Raw genomic sequence first — 15,641 nt, forward strand, 5'->3', positions numbered from 1 at the left:
GATTGTTATATCGCTTCGCTAATAGTCCTTTGGAAGGCGAGATTATACTCCAATGGTACGATACGTTAAAACTGGTTCTTTTCTCACAATCGCTACAGGAGAGATTTTTGACTGATGTTGGTGGAAATATAGTCAGTTTTCATAAAGATATGGGATGAATGTGCAAATTCTCTTCATTTAACCTATAACCAAGCTCACAACCTGATAAAACGAGTGGGAAAGTGATGCCCCGTTGATGAATTGTGTGTTATATTTTTGCACCTTACACGTATCGTAATTACGATCAGATAATAGAGGGATAATGGCTCTATGAGCGATTTAGCTAAAGAGATCACGCCCGTAAACATTGAAGATGAGCTTAGAGGTTCATATCTAGACTACGCGATGTCTGTCATCGTGGGTCGTGCTCTTCCAGATGTGCGTGATGGCCTAAAACCAGTACACCGCCGCGTTTTATTCGCGATGAACGTACTAGGCAACGATTGGAACAAACCATATAAAAAATCAGCCCGTGTTGTCGGCGACGTAATCGGTAAATATCACCCACACGGTGATAGTGCTGTGTACGACACAATCGTACGTATGGCTCAGCCGTTCTCACTTCGTTACATGCTGGTCGATGGTCAAGGTAACTTTGGCTCGATCGATGGCGACTCTGCTGCGGCAATGCGTTATACCGAAGTACGTATGGCGAAAATGGCCCACGAACTTCTGGCTGACCTAGACAAAGAAACTGTGGACTACGTACCTAACTACGATGGTACGGAGCAAATTCCTGCAGTTCTTCCTACTAAAATTCCTAACCTACTGGTAAACGGTTCTTCCGGTATCGCGGTAGGTATGGCAACCAACATCCCGCCACATAACCTTGGCGAAGTGATCGATGGCTGTCTTGCATACATCAATAATGAAGAAATCACTATTGATGAGCTAATGGATTACATTCCTGGTCCTGATTTCCCAACTGCGGCGCTTATCAGCGGTCGTAAAGGTATTGTAGACGCGTACAAAACAGGTCGCGGCAAAATCTACATGCGTTCAAAAGCGGAAATCGAAGTGGAGAAGAATGGTAAAGAAACCATCATCGTCACTGAAATCCCTTACCAGGTGAACAAAGCTCGTTTGATCGAGAAGATCGCTGAGCTAGTAAAAGATAAGAAAGTAGAAGGCATTAGTGCGCTACGTGACGAGTCTGATAAAGATGGTATGCGTATCGTAATTGAATGTAAGCGCGATGCAGTGGGTGAAGTTGTTCTAAACAACCTTTACGCACAAACTCAGCTTCAAACCACTTTCGGTATCAACATGGTTGCGCTAAACAACGGCCAACCTCAGCTATTCAACCTAAAAGACATGTTGAAGTGCTTCGTTGATCACCGTCGTGAAGTTGTGACTCGTCGTACTATTTTCGAATTGCGTAAAGCGCGTGAACGTGCGCATATCCTTGAAGCACTTTCTCTTGCTCTTGCGAACATTGACGAAGTTATCGAACTCATCAAAAACGCACCAACTCCAGCTGAAGCAAAAGTTGGCTTGGTATCGCGTGGTTGGGATCTTGGTAACGTAGCATCAATGCTAGAGCGTGCTGGTACTGACGCTGCACGTCCTGAATGGCTAGAAGATCAATACGGTATCCGTGATGGTCTGTACTACCTAACAGAAACTCAAGCTCAAGCGATTCTAGAACTTCGCCTACACCGTCTAACTGGTCTAGAGCATGAGAAGATTCTTGATGAATACAAAGCGCTATTGGACGAAATTGCAGAGCTAATGCACATCCTTGCAAGCACTGAGCGTTTGATGGAAGTGATCCGTGAAGAACTTGAAGCGGTTCGCGATGGTTACGGCGATGAGCGTCGTACAGAAATTACAGCAGCTAGCCATGACATTGACATGGAAGAGCTGATCGCTCGTGAAGACGTAGTAGTAACTCTGTCTCACGAAGGTTATGTTAAGTACCAAATCCTAAGCGACTACGAAGCTCAGCGTCGTGGTGGTAAAGGTAAGAGTGCAACGAAGATGAAAGATGAAGACTTCATCGAGCGTCTACTTGTTGCAAATACTCACGATAACATTCTGTGTTTCTCAACTCGTGGTAAGACTTACCGTCTGAAAGTTTACCAATTACCTCATGCAACTCGTACTGCACGTGGTAAGCCAATCGTAAACATCCTTCCACTTGAGGAAGGTGAACGTATCACGGCAATCCTTCCGGTAGATGAGTTCTCTCCAGAGAAGTTTATCTTCATGGCTACGGGTGACGGTACGGTTAAGAAGACTCCTCTGAACCAGTTTGCTAACGTACGTTCAAACGGTCTGATCGCTGTTAACCTACGTGATGATGACTCTTTGATCGGCGTTGATATCACTACAGGTTCCAGCGATATCATGCTGTTCTCTAAAGCAGGTAAAGTGGTTCGCTTTAGCGAAGACAAAGTACGTGCAATGGGTCGTACAGCGGCAGGTGTTCGCGGTATGAAGCTAGCAGATGATGATCAAGTGGTTTCTTTGATCGTTCCATCAAACGAAGGCGATATCCTAACGGTTACTCAAAACGGTTATGGTAAACGTACTGAACTAGCAGAATACCCAACGAAAGGTCGTGCAACTCAGGGCGTTGTGTCTATCAAGGTTTCTGAGCGTAACGGTCCAGTAGTTGGCGCGGTACAAGTAGAAGAAGGCGACGAGATGATGATGATCACCGACGCTGGTACTCTAGTACGTACACGTGTTGCGGAAGTTAGCCAAGTTGGTCGTAACACTCAAGGTGTAACGCTTATCCGTACAGCTGAAGATGAGTCAGTGGTTGGTTTGCAGCGCATTGATGAAGTTGAAGAAGTAGAACTGCCAGAAGGCGAAGAAGCGGAAGCAACAGAAGCAAATGCAGAAGGTCAAACGCCTGAAGCACCAGCAGCAGATGATGCAGCAGAAGGTTCTGAAGAAGAGTAATCTTTTCCTTTACATCTAAGTTTGAAAGCCGAGCATTACGCTCGGCTTTTTTGTATCTGTATCAACGCAATATTGAGAGGAAGTCAGTAAACTAAACCAATATTTGCTTGTGGGGTACATTATGTCTGCTTGGTTCTTCGTTGCCATCACTCTGATGGGATTATTCGTCGTGGTGTTATCGCTCAGCGCTTCAAAGGTCAAACCGGCTCAATGGTTTGGGCTTTGTACTTTAGTTTTGGTTGTTACTAGTGCTAGCTTTTTACTCTTGCGACAAACGCCACCGCCAACAATGCAAGCCGAGATGTCACGTATGACCAATGCACGGGATATCATGCAAGAGATCCAAGACCAGTTGCGCGAAGACCCAAATAATGCAGCATTGTGGTTTCAATTAGGGCAGGGCTATCTTGTTGAAGGGGAGCTTGATGGAGCATTGATTTGTTTTGATTATGCTATTCAGCTTAGTGACGTTGTTAGTGCCACCCAACTTGCCGCGAAAGCCACCACACTATATTACCTCCACCAACAATCCATGACGGAAGAAGTCACTCTGCTACTTGAGCAAGCCTTACAGCTCGAGCAGCACAATGAAGCCGCTTTGTCTTTGATTGCAAATGACCACTTTTTGTCATTTCGTTTTCAAGAAGCCATTGATACCTGGGTACTATTATTAGATTCCAATGATCCTAATTTGGATCGTGTACAAATCATAAACTCAATCAACAAAGCGAAAGAGTTGTTGTAAGCATATAATTAGGGGGCTGTTGACCCTTCGTGCTGATTTCTGCAGCGAATTGTTGGGCCTTTACACAAAGCAGAGGTTTTGATGTGCAGTTCGTCTTTATGAGAAGCCAAAAACGCAGTAGAAGTGACCAATCAACGCTACCCCAAAGGGGCATCTAAAATTAACCGCGAAAGATAAACAGCCTCTGGAGCAGTAAAAGGAAAGTGGGTGATGAATGAACAATAAAGCGTTAGGGATATTAGCGGTGCTATGCGGTTCCGTGTTGGCGGGTTGTACCTCTTCCGATCATTCCGGTTCCTCATCTTCGGCTTATTACGCTTCTGGTTACTACGACCCATGGTGGTACGATCATGATGATTATTGGATTTACTACTACCCAGGTTGTTGTGATAACGATGACGAGTATAAAGAGAAGTTGGAAGCGTGGTGGAACGGTTTGGATGAAGAACAACAACAATCCATCAAAGACAAAGTTGAAGATTGGAAAGACGATGATATGTCCGCCAACATCGACACCATGAAACGTCAGCTTGACGATCACTGGCAATCGCTACCAGAAGAACAAAAGCAGGAGATTCAAACTAAATGGGAGAATCGTCCGGAACGCATCGAACCAGCGTTGATGCAAGACAAAGCATTGAAAGAAAAAGTGCAACAAAGAGAAACGCGACCAGAGACAAAAGTTCAACGCCCGGTAGCAAAACCTAGCATTCAAATGCCTAAAACACGTCCAAATATACAGCCCAGACCGAGACTTCCTCGCCGTTAATTATAAGGCGAGCTGGGTTTAGTTCGTCTTTTCCTACGATCAAACAAAAAGGGCGCATTGTGCGCCCTGTACTTTGCATGGTGTTATCTTAGTTGATTAGTACGTTGCTTCGCGCTCCGCTGCTGCTTTATCCCAATCTGGAACCACGGTCTCTAAGAAGTGTTTCTTGTCCGCGTTCATTTTTTCCATATCCATCCCAAGAGCTTGTTGTGCTTTGGCCTTAGTTGAAATATCAGGGATCTGTACTGGGTCAGTAATGCCTTTCGTCGCTAGTAAACGAACCAGCTTAGTACGGGCGTCTGCTGCGCGGTCGACTGCAGTACCCAGTACTTCAAGTGCCACTTCAGGCGCGTGCATATGAACGCCATGAGAGGCAATTGCGTAATCCCAACGCCATTGTGCATGGCGGATATCTTGAAGGATAGGTTGCATCTCTTCTTCTGTTGCCCCGGCTTTCCATGCAGCTCCTGCCTCAAAGTGCGCTGCCACGATTTGCTTCTCGGCAGTGAGCTTCATGTTCAGTACTTGCGCTTTGCGAGTCGAAACGATGCCTTGCAGCTGTTCTTTGGTTTGGGTATGACATTGCGCACACGTGTCTTCGAAACGATCAAATGGGTTACCCACTTTGTGATCGGTGTAAACTGTGCCGTCTTCTTTGGTTACTTTAGGCATGTGACAGTCCACGCAGACCACTTTGTTTTTGCCATGGATACCATCACGCCACGTTTCGTAACCCGGGTGCTGTGCTTTCAACATTGGTGCCTTGGAGACTGCATGCGTCCAATCTTTGAAATTTAGCGCGTCGTAGTATTTCTCCATGTCATTAACGGTAGTGCCCATGTCCCATGGGAATTTGACGGCTTTCGTCGGACCCGTAAAGTAGTACTCTACGTGACATTGCGCACATACTGATGCTTGTTTATCTAGGCGAGATTGCTGATCAAAGTTTTTGCCTATTGTATCGAATGCACGTTCTACGTATGGACGGGTCAATGCTAAAGCTGGCTCACCTTTCTTAAACTCTTCAGAGCGTGTGTCATGACAGTCAGAACAACCGATCGGGTTGACGATTTCTGAGCCTAAACGTGCCCATTTCCCTTCGAAATAACCGTCTTCACCTCGCTCTTCAATCACACGCGCCACATCTGGGCTTTTACAGCTCCAACACGCCATTGGCATGGGACCGGACTTCTCATCGCTAGGTGCACCAGTACGTAGAGTTTGGCGAACATCATCGAGTGCGTAAAAGTGACCGCGTGCCTTGTTGTAGTCTTTCGCGAATCCATAGCCTGCCCATAAGATTACCATGTTCGGATCTTCGCCTAGGGCATCTTCAATATGTTCGCTCTCAGAGGTGGCTTTCCATGAGTGGTATTGGTCAGGGTGTTGTTGCTCAAAGGCATCATTGCGAGGGTCCATGAGACCTTTCTCTTCTGCTGCCAACGGAGCGCCGGCCAAAAATAATTGGCTGGCGAATAAGGTCGCAACCGCGATTGGTGCGCTCATCCAGTGTTTTATGCTCACGGTGTTATCTCCATATTCGTTTTTATTAGCAGCGTTGTGAGGAGCTATTCCAAATAAGAATCGGAGATCTAAAGTTAATATTATTAGTTAATTAAGGAGATGAAATAGTGAGCGAAACTTGTCTTGTTTTAGAACAATTTACACCAGTGATCTCAATCATATTTAGATTTATATACCCCTAAAGGGGTAGTGGTTAATGTCTTGTTTGATAAGGGGTTGGCTTTTTAACCATTTTAAAAATAGGGTGATTTAGTTCGCTTTTTGAACAGGTGTTTCTACCCCTTATGAATAATAGAGGTATTATAAATATAGGTTTAGCGTTGTGGCTTTCCGAAATAAGAATTGATGTCATTTGAAGATTTGGAAAATATCTTCAGAGGAAATTAATTGTCGCTCAAATAAATAGTTGAGAATAGTTATCAATTATTATCGAGCTAAGGAAAGAAAAATATGGGCAATATAAAATTGACCATAGAGACAATGCTGAAATTTCTCTTCATCCTTGCCATCTATGGTTTTACCATCGCCGCCCATGCGACTTCTTCAGAGCCAATTGATGGAGCTCAATCTGAGCGTCATCAAGTCGAGTTAATCCGTGACAGAGACTATAAATGTCTGCAATGTCACAAGGATGCCAAAGAGACTCTGAACCTTTCGCATGATCCTCAAGCGTTACTCAGTCAGGGTAAACAGCTTAATTGCACCAACTGCCATAGTAATATCGGTCCTGACCATCGAGAAGGCGCGCCTGATGTAATCAAGTTTTCAGCGGCTCAATCGAAAGCGGTGCACGACAAAGTGTTCTTAGACCCAAGCTTGATCCTCAAAGCGAACAGCCAGTGTGTGGATTGTCATACACCAACAAAGCTAAGAGAAAGCCACTGGACACATGATGTGCATGCTAAAAATCTCACTTGTTCAAATTGTCATGATGTACACGCCGCCAAAACTAAAGCGCTGTCGTACGACAGAAAGCAACTGATCAAACAGTGTGTGGATTGTCACTCTGAATTTGCCGTCAAACCTGAGCTCGCAAAAGAAGAGGAGAGATAGCATGAAATGTTCGAGAAGAAACTTTTTAGCCGGCAGCGGCGCATTGATATTGACCACGGGCGTTGCAGGCACCTCTGTTGTGAGCTCCTCTCTTTATGCCAGCGACAGTGAACAAGGTAAACGTTTAGGTATGGTGCATGATGAGAACGCTTGTATTGGGTGTACCGCCTGTACTGATGCCTGTAGAGAAGTAAATAAGGTGCCTGATGGCGTGACACGCCTTAAAATTCACCGTGGTGAACCGATTGGTGAATTTCCTGACGTGGAGTATCAGTTCACTCGAGAGTCCTGCCAGCATTGTGATAACCCTCCTTGTGTATATGTATGCCCAACAGGGGCTGCCTATAAAGATGAAGCGACTGGTATTGTCGATGTACACAAGGAAAAGTGTGTCGGTTGTGGTTACTGTCTTGCTGCTTGTCCTTATCAAGTGCGTTTCTTTAATCCCGTCGACCATTCTGCGGACAAATGTAACTTCTGTAGAGATACCAATTTAGCGCAAGGTAAACAACCGGCTTGTGTTGAATCTTGCCCAACTAAGGCGCTGATATTTGGCGATCTGAACGATCCAACGAGTGACGTGAGTAAAGCGATAGATAGCCATGTGGTGTACCGCGATAAATCACATTTGGGTACGCAACCTAAGCTGTACAAAATTCCGCATAGTAAAGGGGAGGTGTCATCATGAACGGCTTTGAAAGTGCTTTCCATTTTGACTCGTTAGTCTGGGATTGGATCATCGCGATTTACTTATTCTTAGCGGGCATGTCGGCTGGAGCTGTGATGATCGCGCTCTATCTTAAGCGCAAAGTCATTGAAGGTGATCCGGCGAATAATGGCATCATGAAAGCAATGGCTTGGCTAGCACCATTTGGCATTATCTCGGGCTTAGTGATTTTGATTTTCCACTTAACCAAACCTCTCGAGTTTTGGAAGATCATGATTTACTACAACCCGACGTCAGTTATGTCGATGGGCGTCATCCTGTTCCAAGTCTATATGATTGTTTTGTTCGTGTGGATTGGCACTATTTTCCGTCATCAAATCATCCGTTTTTGTGAAGGAAAATTGCCGAGCAAATTGCTCGATTTGGCGGATACTGTCTTGATCAAAGCAGGTAAAGCGAATAATGCCGTAGAATTGTTCTTAGGTTTCTTGGCGATTGTACTCGCGGCATACACAGGCTTCTTATTGTCTGCACTCAAGACTTACCCAATGCTCAACAACCCAGTGCTACCAATCTTGTTCCTATTTTCAAGTTTGTCTTCCGGTGCTGCGGCCAGTTTGATGTTTGGTATCTTGGTATTTAAAGAACCAACAAGCAGTCCTAGTGTGTCATGGGTACACGGATTTGAACGCCCAGTCGTATTGTTTGAGTTGTTTGTCCTAGTTACCTTCTTTACCGGACTGATCTTCAGCGGTGGTCAGAACGAAGTCGCGGCTTGGAATGCGATATCGACGGGTTTTTGGGCACAATGGTTCTGGGGAGGCGTGATCCTCATCGGCATGTTAATGCCTTTGACGCTCAATTGGTTAACGCCTGCCGAAGTTCGTCACAAAGGTGGCTATGTGTTCGTAGTGACTTCTTTGAGTTTGGTTGGGGTATTGATGCTTCGTACCTTCATTCTCTATGCCGGTCAAATGACCATCGTATAAAGGAGGAAAAATGGAGGCTGAGCTGGGATTTTTCTTATTGATACTGGTCGGTGTCGCATCGACTTGTACGGCATTATTGCATTGGATGAGGCGCGCCATGAATAAGAAGGTGGTATTGCCCCATCAAATAGCGATGTCACACATCATCAGCTTAGCCTCTTTAGTTTGTTTAACCCTATTGATCATCAGTTTTATTCAGGACAACTTCGCCTTAGAGTACGTGGTCACTCATTCTAATAGCCAATTGCCCATGGCATTTAAAATTGCTGCCGCATGGGGAGGACACCAAGGCTCGATGTTGTTTTGGGTGGTCACGTTAAGTCTTTGGGCTTCCTACATAGCACGCAAGTTACCTATTAGTGGGCAATACGCCGCTGATTGTTTAGGTATTATGAATATTCTGATTGCGGTGTTTGCGTGGTTTACACTCCTTACGTCTAATCCATTTGAATACGCGCAAGAGTTGGCTACACAAGGGCGGGATTTGAATCCGATGTTGCAAGACGTAGGGCTGATTATTCATCCACCTTTGCTGTATTTGGGCTACGTTGGTTATGCGGCAATTTTGGCATTTGCTCTAGCGGCGCTGTTAGGTCCGCGACCAATTCATGAATGGTATAACGCAGCACGTGGTCCAGTACTTTTTGCTTGGGGCACTCTCACGTTGGGTATCATCGTTGGGTCTTGGTGGGCTTATAACGAACTTGGATGGGGTGGCTGGTGGTTCTGGGACCCAGTAGAAAATGCGTCGTTGCTTCCTTGGCTAACTGGTAGTGCGTTACTTCATAGTGGGGTCATTGCGACGAGAAACAAGGGGGCAATTTGGAGCACTTATGCGTTAGCTTTTGCAACATTCAGCTTAAGTATTCTCGGCACATTTGTGGTGCGTTCTGGTGTGCTCACTTCGGTGCATGCATTTGCTGTAGATCCAACCAAAGGTCTTGTATTGCTTAGCGTGCTGTGTCTGCTAGTGATTGTGACTTTTGCCTTGCTTATCACCAAAGGCGAACATATCGCCCGTTTTCAACTTCGCACATTAACCAGCCGAGCCTACACCGTTTATTTTGCAATTGGATTGCTCGTTATGACGACAGCAATCGTCTTTCTCGGCACCTTTTACCCTATGCTTTATCAACTCTTGGGGTTGGGGAATATTTCAGTAGGAGCACCGTATTTTAACAGCCTTATCTTCCCTTTAAGCCTGCTAGCGCTCGTTGCTCTTGCGCTAATGCCCATACTGAAATGGAGTAAAGGCATCAATCAGACGATGGCTTCCCAAACCGGAACTGCAGGCGCGATCTCGTTTGTTGTCGGGTGTGCTTTTATCTTTACTGTCGACGTTATTCATCTGACAAGCCTTATCACGCTAGTATTGTCAACGTGGGTCGGAGTGTCACATGCCTTAATGCTATTTAAAACAGAAAATAGACGTTTGCGGTTACCAATGGTGTTTGCGCATATTGGCTTTGCGGTAGCATGTTGCGGAGCTGTGTTTAATAGTGACTATTCATATGAATATAATCTGCGTGTAGAAGCGGGTACTACGTATCAAAGAGCTGATATTAGCATCGACTATCATGGGATAGAGTGGCGAGTAGGTCCAAACTACACCGCCGAGCAAGGAATGATCGATCTGCGCCTTGAGGACGGTAGCCGTCTCAACTTTACGCCAGAGAAACGCCATTACCCTGTGCGAGTGATGAATATGACCGAACCAGCGATTCGCTCGCGGTGGTATGGGGATTACTATGTGACGTTAGGTGATAAAGTCGATATTCATGCTTATGCGATTAAAGTGCAGTATCGGGCTGGGATCTGGTGGATCTGGATCGGCGGCATTCTAGCGGTGCTAGGTATGTGCACGACATTAATGACGAAAAGAAAAGAGGCATTCAATGCGACCGAGAAATACGCTTAAACTAGTAGGGTTAGTCGCGAGTGTGATTGCATTTGCTGTTGTAGCGACTATCGCGTTATCAGATAGACCGAATGTCGAATTGTCTCAGCAGCGCAATTTATCCATCCCTGAATTTACCGCCACGTCTTTACTTTCGGGTAATGACGTCACTCAGCAAGTTTTTAAAAAGGAACAGTATAAATTACTGAATGTTTGGGCATCTTGGTGCGGCATATGCAAGCGTGAACATGAAGAATTATTGCAACTTGCTGAGCTTGGTGTCGTTATTATTGGACTGAATTATCGAGACAACGATCAAGCTGCTCGTGAATATTTGAGCTCTAAACGAAATCCATACACAGAGGTGATCAGTGATCCAAATGGTAGGCTTGCAGTTGAGCTAGGGGTTATTGGAACACCAGAAACGTATTTGATTGATCAAAATGGCAGGGTGTTGATCAAATATCGAGGTGAGTTAACTTCGGATAAATGGAACGATATATTTTCAGGTTATTTGAATGTTTCGATTTAATTATCTATTTCTCATGCTAGTCACGTTTGCGTTATTTTCTTCTTCGCTAAAGAGTGAAGAAATTGTGCAGAATGTTGATCTGTTTGAGTTTCATTCTATTGAACTGCAACAACGTGCAACGAGATTAGCCAAGACATTACGCTGTCCGCAGTGTCAGAACCAAAACTTAGTTGAGTCAAACGCGCAGGCTGCAAAAGACCTGCGTTTGAAAGTGTATACCATGGTGAATGAAGGCCATTCAGATCAAGAAGTGAAAGATTATTTGGTGACTCGTTATGGGAATATTGTTCTATATAAACCACCATTTAATTATTCTACTGCCATGCTGTGGATCCTTCCGGCGTTATTTTTGATCTTTTTTGTCCTATATTCGATCCGAATGATAAGGCGTGATTAATGTGACCGTTATTCCACTATTAAAAATAAATTGTGCACATAACAAACAGAATGTTATCATTTTCTCGAATTTATGAATGCTCCAGCGAATAGCAAACGATATAAATTGAGCTGGAGGAGTAATAAAGAATGAATAGGTGTACGCAGTGGATTCAGTTATAACGCAATTAAAAAAGGACTTTTATTCGCAGATTCGTGCATTGCAGTCACCGAAACTGCCTCAAGTCACTTCATCTCTCGCGGTGTTGACCGACGAGGAAATTCAAGAACTCGAAGCGGTCTGGATTGAGCTCGCCGTGTGGAAGCGAAGCCAAACGCATTGAATGCCAGATTTTAATAACTCTTTCTAAACCCCAGGCAAATATGTCTGGGGTTTTTTTATTGTAGTTCGTCATAAATGTTATATTATAACAATTGTAAAGTCGGCTAGCGGGTGTTGTTCCGATAGGATTTCCAAGCTTGTCACACATAAGAATAGGGCTCGTTGTGATCTCAACATTGAAAAATGCGGTATCAATCCCCATAGTTGAAGAGCAAATGAGAACAATCCCATGAATGCAATAACGAACATGCATCAAGCAATAAATCGAGTGAGTGTAGATATGGCGGAAGTACGTGCCAGAGTAGATTTTAAAGTCGGGGCTAACAGTAACATTGATGCCGAAATCCTGTCTTTTCGCGGTCTGAAGACGGATAAAGAGCATGTAGCAATTATCTTTAAGCAAGCAGACCAAACACAAGACATGCCTTTAGTACGCATGCACTCTGAGTGTCTGACTGGTGATGTGTTCCACTCTTCACGCTGTGACTGTGGCGAGCAATTGGAAGAAACCATCAACCGAATGGGTGAGTCAGGTGGCATTATCTTATATCTTCGCCAAGAAGGTCGCGGGATCGGTTTGTACAACAAAATTGATGCGTACCGTTTACAAAGCCAGGGTATGAACACATATGAAGCCAACAACCACCTAGGCTTTGATGATGACTTGCGCGATTTCACCGAAGCGGCACAAATGCTTGAGGCGTTAGGGGTTGGAAAAATCCGTCTCGTAACTAATAACCCTAAAAAAATCCGTGAGTTATCGGAATACGGAATTGAAATTACAGAGGTTGTCAACACTTCAGCGCACATTAAAGATGGCAATGAAAATTATCTTAAAGCAAAGGTTTCACACGGGAAACACCACCTAAAGGTTTAATCTTAAAGATAAATTTGACAATAATGACTGTTAAAGGCCTCATTTTTATGAGGCTTTTTTTGTATCTGGAGTTGCAAATAAATTGTAAATTTGTATTATCTCGGGACAAAAGTGCAAATAAGAATAATTAGCACTACCAATACGATAATTAAAATGCTCAACAAGGATGCTTCAGATGAATGCAAAAACAGTATTAGTCCAATCTATTGCTGCATCACTCCTCATTGCCAGTGGTTCTACGGTTGCTGCGACAGTAACTAAACAACAAGTGGTCGAACATTATGCTGACGTGGCACACGCCGTGTTCGCTGATTCTGTGACTACAGCGAAAACACTCGACGTAAAAATCGATGAGTTTCTTAAATCCCCATCAGCGAAAAAGCTTGAAGAAGTTAAACAAGCTTGGCTTGACGCTCGCGTACCATACCAACAGTCTGAAGTTTTCCGTTTTGGTAACGCAATCGTCGATGATTGGGAAGGTCAGCTTAACGCATGGCCGCTCGATGAAGGTCTGATTGACTATGTCGCTTCCGATTACCAATATGAGCTTGGTAACGAAGGTGCTGCAGCAAATATCATCGCAAACACAAACCTACAAATTGGTGCGTCTAAGCTAGACGTTTCAAAAATTACACCAGAGTTGCTAGCGGATCTAAACGAAGTGGGTGGCTCTGAAGCAAACGTTGCTTCTGGTTACCACGCGATTGAATTCCTACTTTGGGGCCAAGATCTAAATGGCACAAATGCGGGTGCGGGTCAGCGTGCTTATACTGACTTTGTGGTTGGTTCTGAATGTACGAATGATCATTGTGACCGTCGTGGTGAGTACCTAAAAGCGGCTGCAGATCTGTTGGTTCAGGATCTTGAGTGGATGGAGAAGCAGTGGTCTTCGGAAGTAAAAGGTAATTACCGTGAAGAGCTTCTAAGCGAATCTGCGGATAATGGTCTTCGTAAGATGTTGTTCGGCATGGGCTCTCTGTCTCTAGGTGAACTAGCGGGCGAACGTATGAAAGTAGCGCTAGAGGCAAACTCTACTGAAGATGAGCACGATTGTTTCTCAGACAACACGCATAACTCTCATTACTACAATGAGCAAGGCATCTACAACGTTTACACAGGTACGTACAAAGGTGTTGACGGAAAAGAACTGTCTGGTCCAAGTATTGCGGATTTAGTCGCTCAAAAAGACAAACAAGCGGCAAAAGAGATCCAAAAGCAGTTTGATACAACACGTAGCCAAGTGGGCGAGCTGGTTACTTCTGCAGAGAAGAATAACCAACACTTTGACCAGTTGATCGCAGCTGGTAATACGCAAGGCAATGCGTTAGTCAATGACACGATTATGTCATTGGTAGCTCAAACAGGTGCGATTGAGCGAGCGGCGAACATCGTCGGTATCGACAGCTTAAGCCCTGATACTGCTGATCACGAGTTTTAATAAGAAAACCATAATAAATAAGGGCTCTTTGTGAGCCCTTTTGCCGTTTGAGCTCGTTGTTATCACACCTGTCGTATTAGTAGAGCAATGATATGAAGCCATACCTATATTCTGCGCTAGTCGCGCTCCTTTCTTCTTCTGCCATGGCTTATGATGTTAAGTCTGGTGGCAAAACCAGCGTCAAAAAAGACGGCGCTAACGCGTATTCTCTTCCTGCTGCTAACCTGCCGATGAGCAAACGGCTGGACTTTAGTGTCGGCAACAGTTTCTTCCGTAACCCTTGGGTACAAGCGCCTGCATCAACAGACGCTCGCGATGGACTGGGACCTTTGTTTAACACGAATGGTTGCCAAAACTGCCATATCAAAGATGGGCGTGGTCATCCGCCGGAAAAAGACGATTTGCATGCGGTCTCTATGCTAGTGCGCCTCAGTATTCCAGCAATGACTCCGGAGCAGAAAAAAGCGTACATCAAAGATGGCGGTATCCCTGAGCCAACTTACGGTGGGCAGCTACAAGATTTTGCACTGCAAGATCAAACGCCGGAAGGCAAAATCAATATCAGTTACACCGACGTGCCAGTTACTTTTAAAGATGGCACCAAGGTCGTACTCAGAAAGCCAGTGCTGCAAATTACGGATTTAGGTTATGGGGCGATGCACCCAGATACAGAGTTCTCTGCGCGTGTTGCTCCGCCAATGATCGGTCTTGGTTTGCTGGAGAGCATTCCCGATAAAACGTTGCTGGCTTGGACTGACGAGCAAGATACAAACAAAGATGGTATCTCTGGCAAAGTGAATAAAGTGTGGGACATCGAAAAAGACGATTTCTCAATTGGTCGATTTGGCTGGAAAGCAGGGCAACCGACGCTCATGCAACAAAACGCCGCTGCATTTAACGGCGATGTGGGTCTGACTAGTCATTTGTTCCCGAACGAAAACTGCACTTCTAAGCAGACGATTTGTGATGACATGCCTAATGGCGGCAAACCAGAGGTGAGTAAAAATATCCTCGATTTTGTTGAGTTCTATAGTCAACATCTCGCAGTACCGGCACGTCGAAATATCAATGATCCCGAGGTTCAGCTTGGTCAGCAGATTTTTGCGTCTTCTGGCTGCGAAAGTTGCCACAAGACGAGCGTAAAAACCGCTAAGCGACCGGAATTACCGGCTCTTTCTGAGCAACTTATTCACCCTTATACCGATATGCTTCTGCATGACATGGGTGACGGCTTGGCAGATAACCGTCCTGAGTACCTAGCGAATGGCCGTGAATGGCGAACCGCGCCGTTATGGGGAATTGGTTATACCGAAGAGGTAAATGGTCATACTTACTTCTTACATGACGGTCGTGCACGTAACTTAATGGAAGCCGTATTGTGGCACGGCGGCGAGGCAGAAACGGCTAAGCAAAACGTTTTAGCGCTCAACAAGAAAGAACGCGACGCATTGATCGCATTCCTGAATTCTCTATAAGGAGCCAA

14 protein-coding genes are annotated in these 15,641 nt (G+C 44.9%); 13 read left to right on the forward strand and 1 reads right to left on the reverse strand.

Annotated features, from left to right (window positions below):
* Nucleotides 1-309: 309 nt before the first annotated feature.
* The 3 genes from gyrA (at nucleotide 310) to VHA02S_RS09505 (ending at nucleotide 4,463) form a co-directional block, all read left to right on the forward strand.
* Nucleotides 310-2,949: a DNA gyrase subunit A gene (gene gyrA / locus VHA02S_RS09495; RefSeq protein WP_005445103.1), complete on the forward strand. Its 2,640-nt coding sequence runs from the start codon at nucleotides 310-312 to the stop codon at nucleotides 2,947-2,949.
* Nucleotides 2,950-3,070: 121 nt separating this feature from the next.
* Nucleotides 3,071-3,694 carry a TPR domain-containing protein gene (locus VHA02S_RS09500; protein WP_038898620.1) on the forward strand — a complete coding sequence of 208 codons (624 nt, stop codon included), beginning with the start codon at nucleotides 3,071-3,073 and terminating at the stop codon, nucleotides 3,692-3,694.
* Nucleotides 3,695-3,908: 214 nt separating this feature from the next.
* Nucleotides 3,909-4,463, forward strand: a complete 555-nt coding sequence (locus VHA02S_RS09505; protein ID WP_038898619.1) for a hypothetical protein — start codon at nucleotides 3,909-3,911, stop codon at nucleotides 4,461-4,463.
* 96 nt (nucleotides 4,464-4,559) lie between these two features.
* Here VHA02S_RS09505 and nrfA read toward each other — a convergent pair whose 3' ends face one another.
* A complete protein-coding gene (nrfA, locus tag VHA02S_RS09510; RefSeq protein WP_005445107.1) occupies nucleotides 4,560-5,987 on the reverse strand; it encodes an ammonia-forming nitrite reductase cytochrome c552 subunit in 1,428 nt (475 codons plus the stop codon).
* Between the two features lie 450 nt (nucleotides 5,988-6,437).
* Between nrfA and nrfB the strand changes: the two genes are divergently transcribed.
* The 10 genes from nrfB (at nucleotide 6,438) to VHA02S_RS09560 (ending at nucleotide 15,633) form a co-directional block, all read left to right on the forward strand.
* Nucleotides 6,438-7,040 (forward strand): cytochrome c nitrite reductase pentaheme subunit, encoded by a 603-nt coding sequence (nrfB, locus tag VHA02S_RS09515; protein WP_017817906.1) that lies wholly within the window; start codon nucleotides 6,438-6,440, stop codon nucleotides 7,038-7,040.
* A 1-nt stretch (nucleotide 7,041) separates the two neighbouring features.
* Entirely contained in the window at nucleotides 7,042-7,728 is a 687-nt protein-coding gene (gene nrfC / locus VHA02S_RS09520; RefSeq protein WP_005445109.1) for a cytochrome c nitrite reductase Fe-S protein, read from the forward strand.
* Complete coding sequence (gene nrfD, locus VHA02S_RS09525; RefSeq protein ID WP_005445111.1) at nucleotides 7,725-8,696, forward strand: cytochrome c nitrite reductase subunit NrfD; 972 nt, start codon at nucleotides 7,725-7,727, stop codon at nucleotides 8,694-8,696. The genes nrfC and nrfD overlap by 4 nt, the downstream gene beginning before the upstream one ends.
* Before the next feature lie 10 nt (nucleotides 8,697-8,706).
* Nucleotides 8,707-10,614, forward strand: coding sequence for a heme lyase CcmF/NrfE family subunit (locus VHA02S_RS09530; RefSeq protein WP_038898618.1), 1,908 nt, complete (start codon nucleotides 8,707-8,709; stop codon nucleotides 10,612-10,614).
* On the forward strand, nucleotides 10,592-11,125 hold the full coding sequence (locus VHA02S_RS09535; protein ID WP_038898617.1) for a DsbE family thiol:disulfide interchange protein: 534 nt from the start codon (nucleotides 10,592-10,594) through the stop codon (nucleotides 11,123-11,125). The genes VHA02S_RS09530 and VHA02S_RS09535 overlap by 23 nt, the downstream gene beginning before the upstream one ends.
* Nucleotides 11,112-11,522, forward strand: a complete 411-nt coding sequence (gene nrfF / locus VHA02S_RS09540) for a heme lyase NrfEFG subunit NrfF (RefSeq protein WP_005445117.1) — start codon at nucleotides 11,112-11,114, stop codon at nucleotides 11,520-11,522. Before VHA02S_RS09535 ends, nrfF begins: the two co-directional genes overlap by 14 nt.
* A 145-nt stretch (nucleotides 11,523-11,667) precedes the next feature.
* A complete protein-coding gene (locus VHA02S_RS26150) occupies nucleotides 11,668-11,844 on the forward strand; it encodes a hypothetical protein (protein WP_005445119.1) in 177 nt (58 codons plus the stop codon).
* Nucleotides 11,845-12,123: 279 nt separating this feature from the next.
* On the forward strand, nucleotides 12,124-12,720 hold the full coding sequence (locus tag VHA02S_RS09550; protein WP_005445121.1) for a GTP cyclohydrolase II: 597 nt from the start codon (nucleotides 12,124-12,126) through the stop codon (nucleotides 12,718-12,720).
* Nucleotides 12,721-12,895: 175 nt separating this feature from the next.
* Nucleotides 12,896-14,158, forward strand: a complete 1,263-nt coding sequence (locus VHA02S_RS09555; protein ID WP_038898616.1) for an imelysin family protein — start codon at nucleotides 12,896-12,898, stop codon at nucleotides 14,156-14,158.
* Nucleotides 14,159-14,250: 92 nt separating this feature from the next.
* Nucleotides 14,251-15,633, forward strand: coding sequence for a di-heme oxidoreductase family protein (locus tag VHA02S_RS09560; RefSeq protein ID WP_038898615.1), 1,383 nt, complete (start codon nucleotides 14,251-14,253; stop codon nucleotides 15,631-15,633).
* The last annotated feature ends 8 nt before the right edge of the window (nucleotides 15,634-15,641 follow it).

This window comes from Vibrio harveyi NBRC 15634 = ATCC 14126 = KCTC 12724, assembly GCF_001591145.1.
Classification (GTDB): domain Bacteria; phylum Pseudomonadota; class Gammaproteobacteria; order Enterobacterales; family Vibrionaceae; genus Vibrio; species Vibrio harveyi.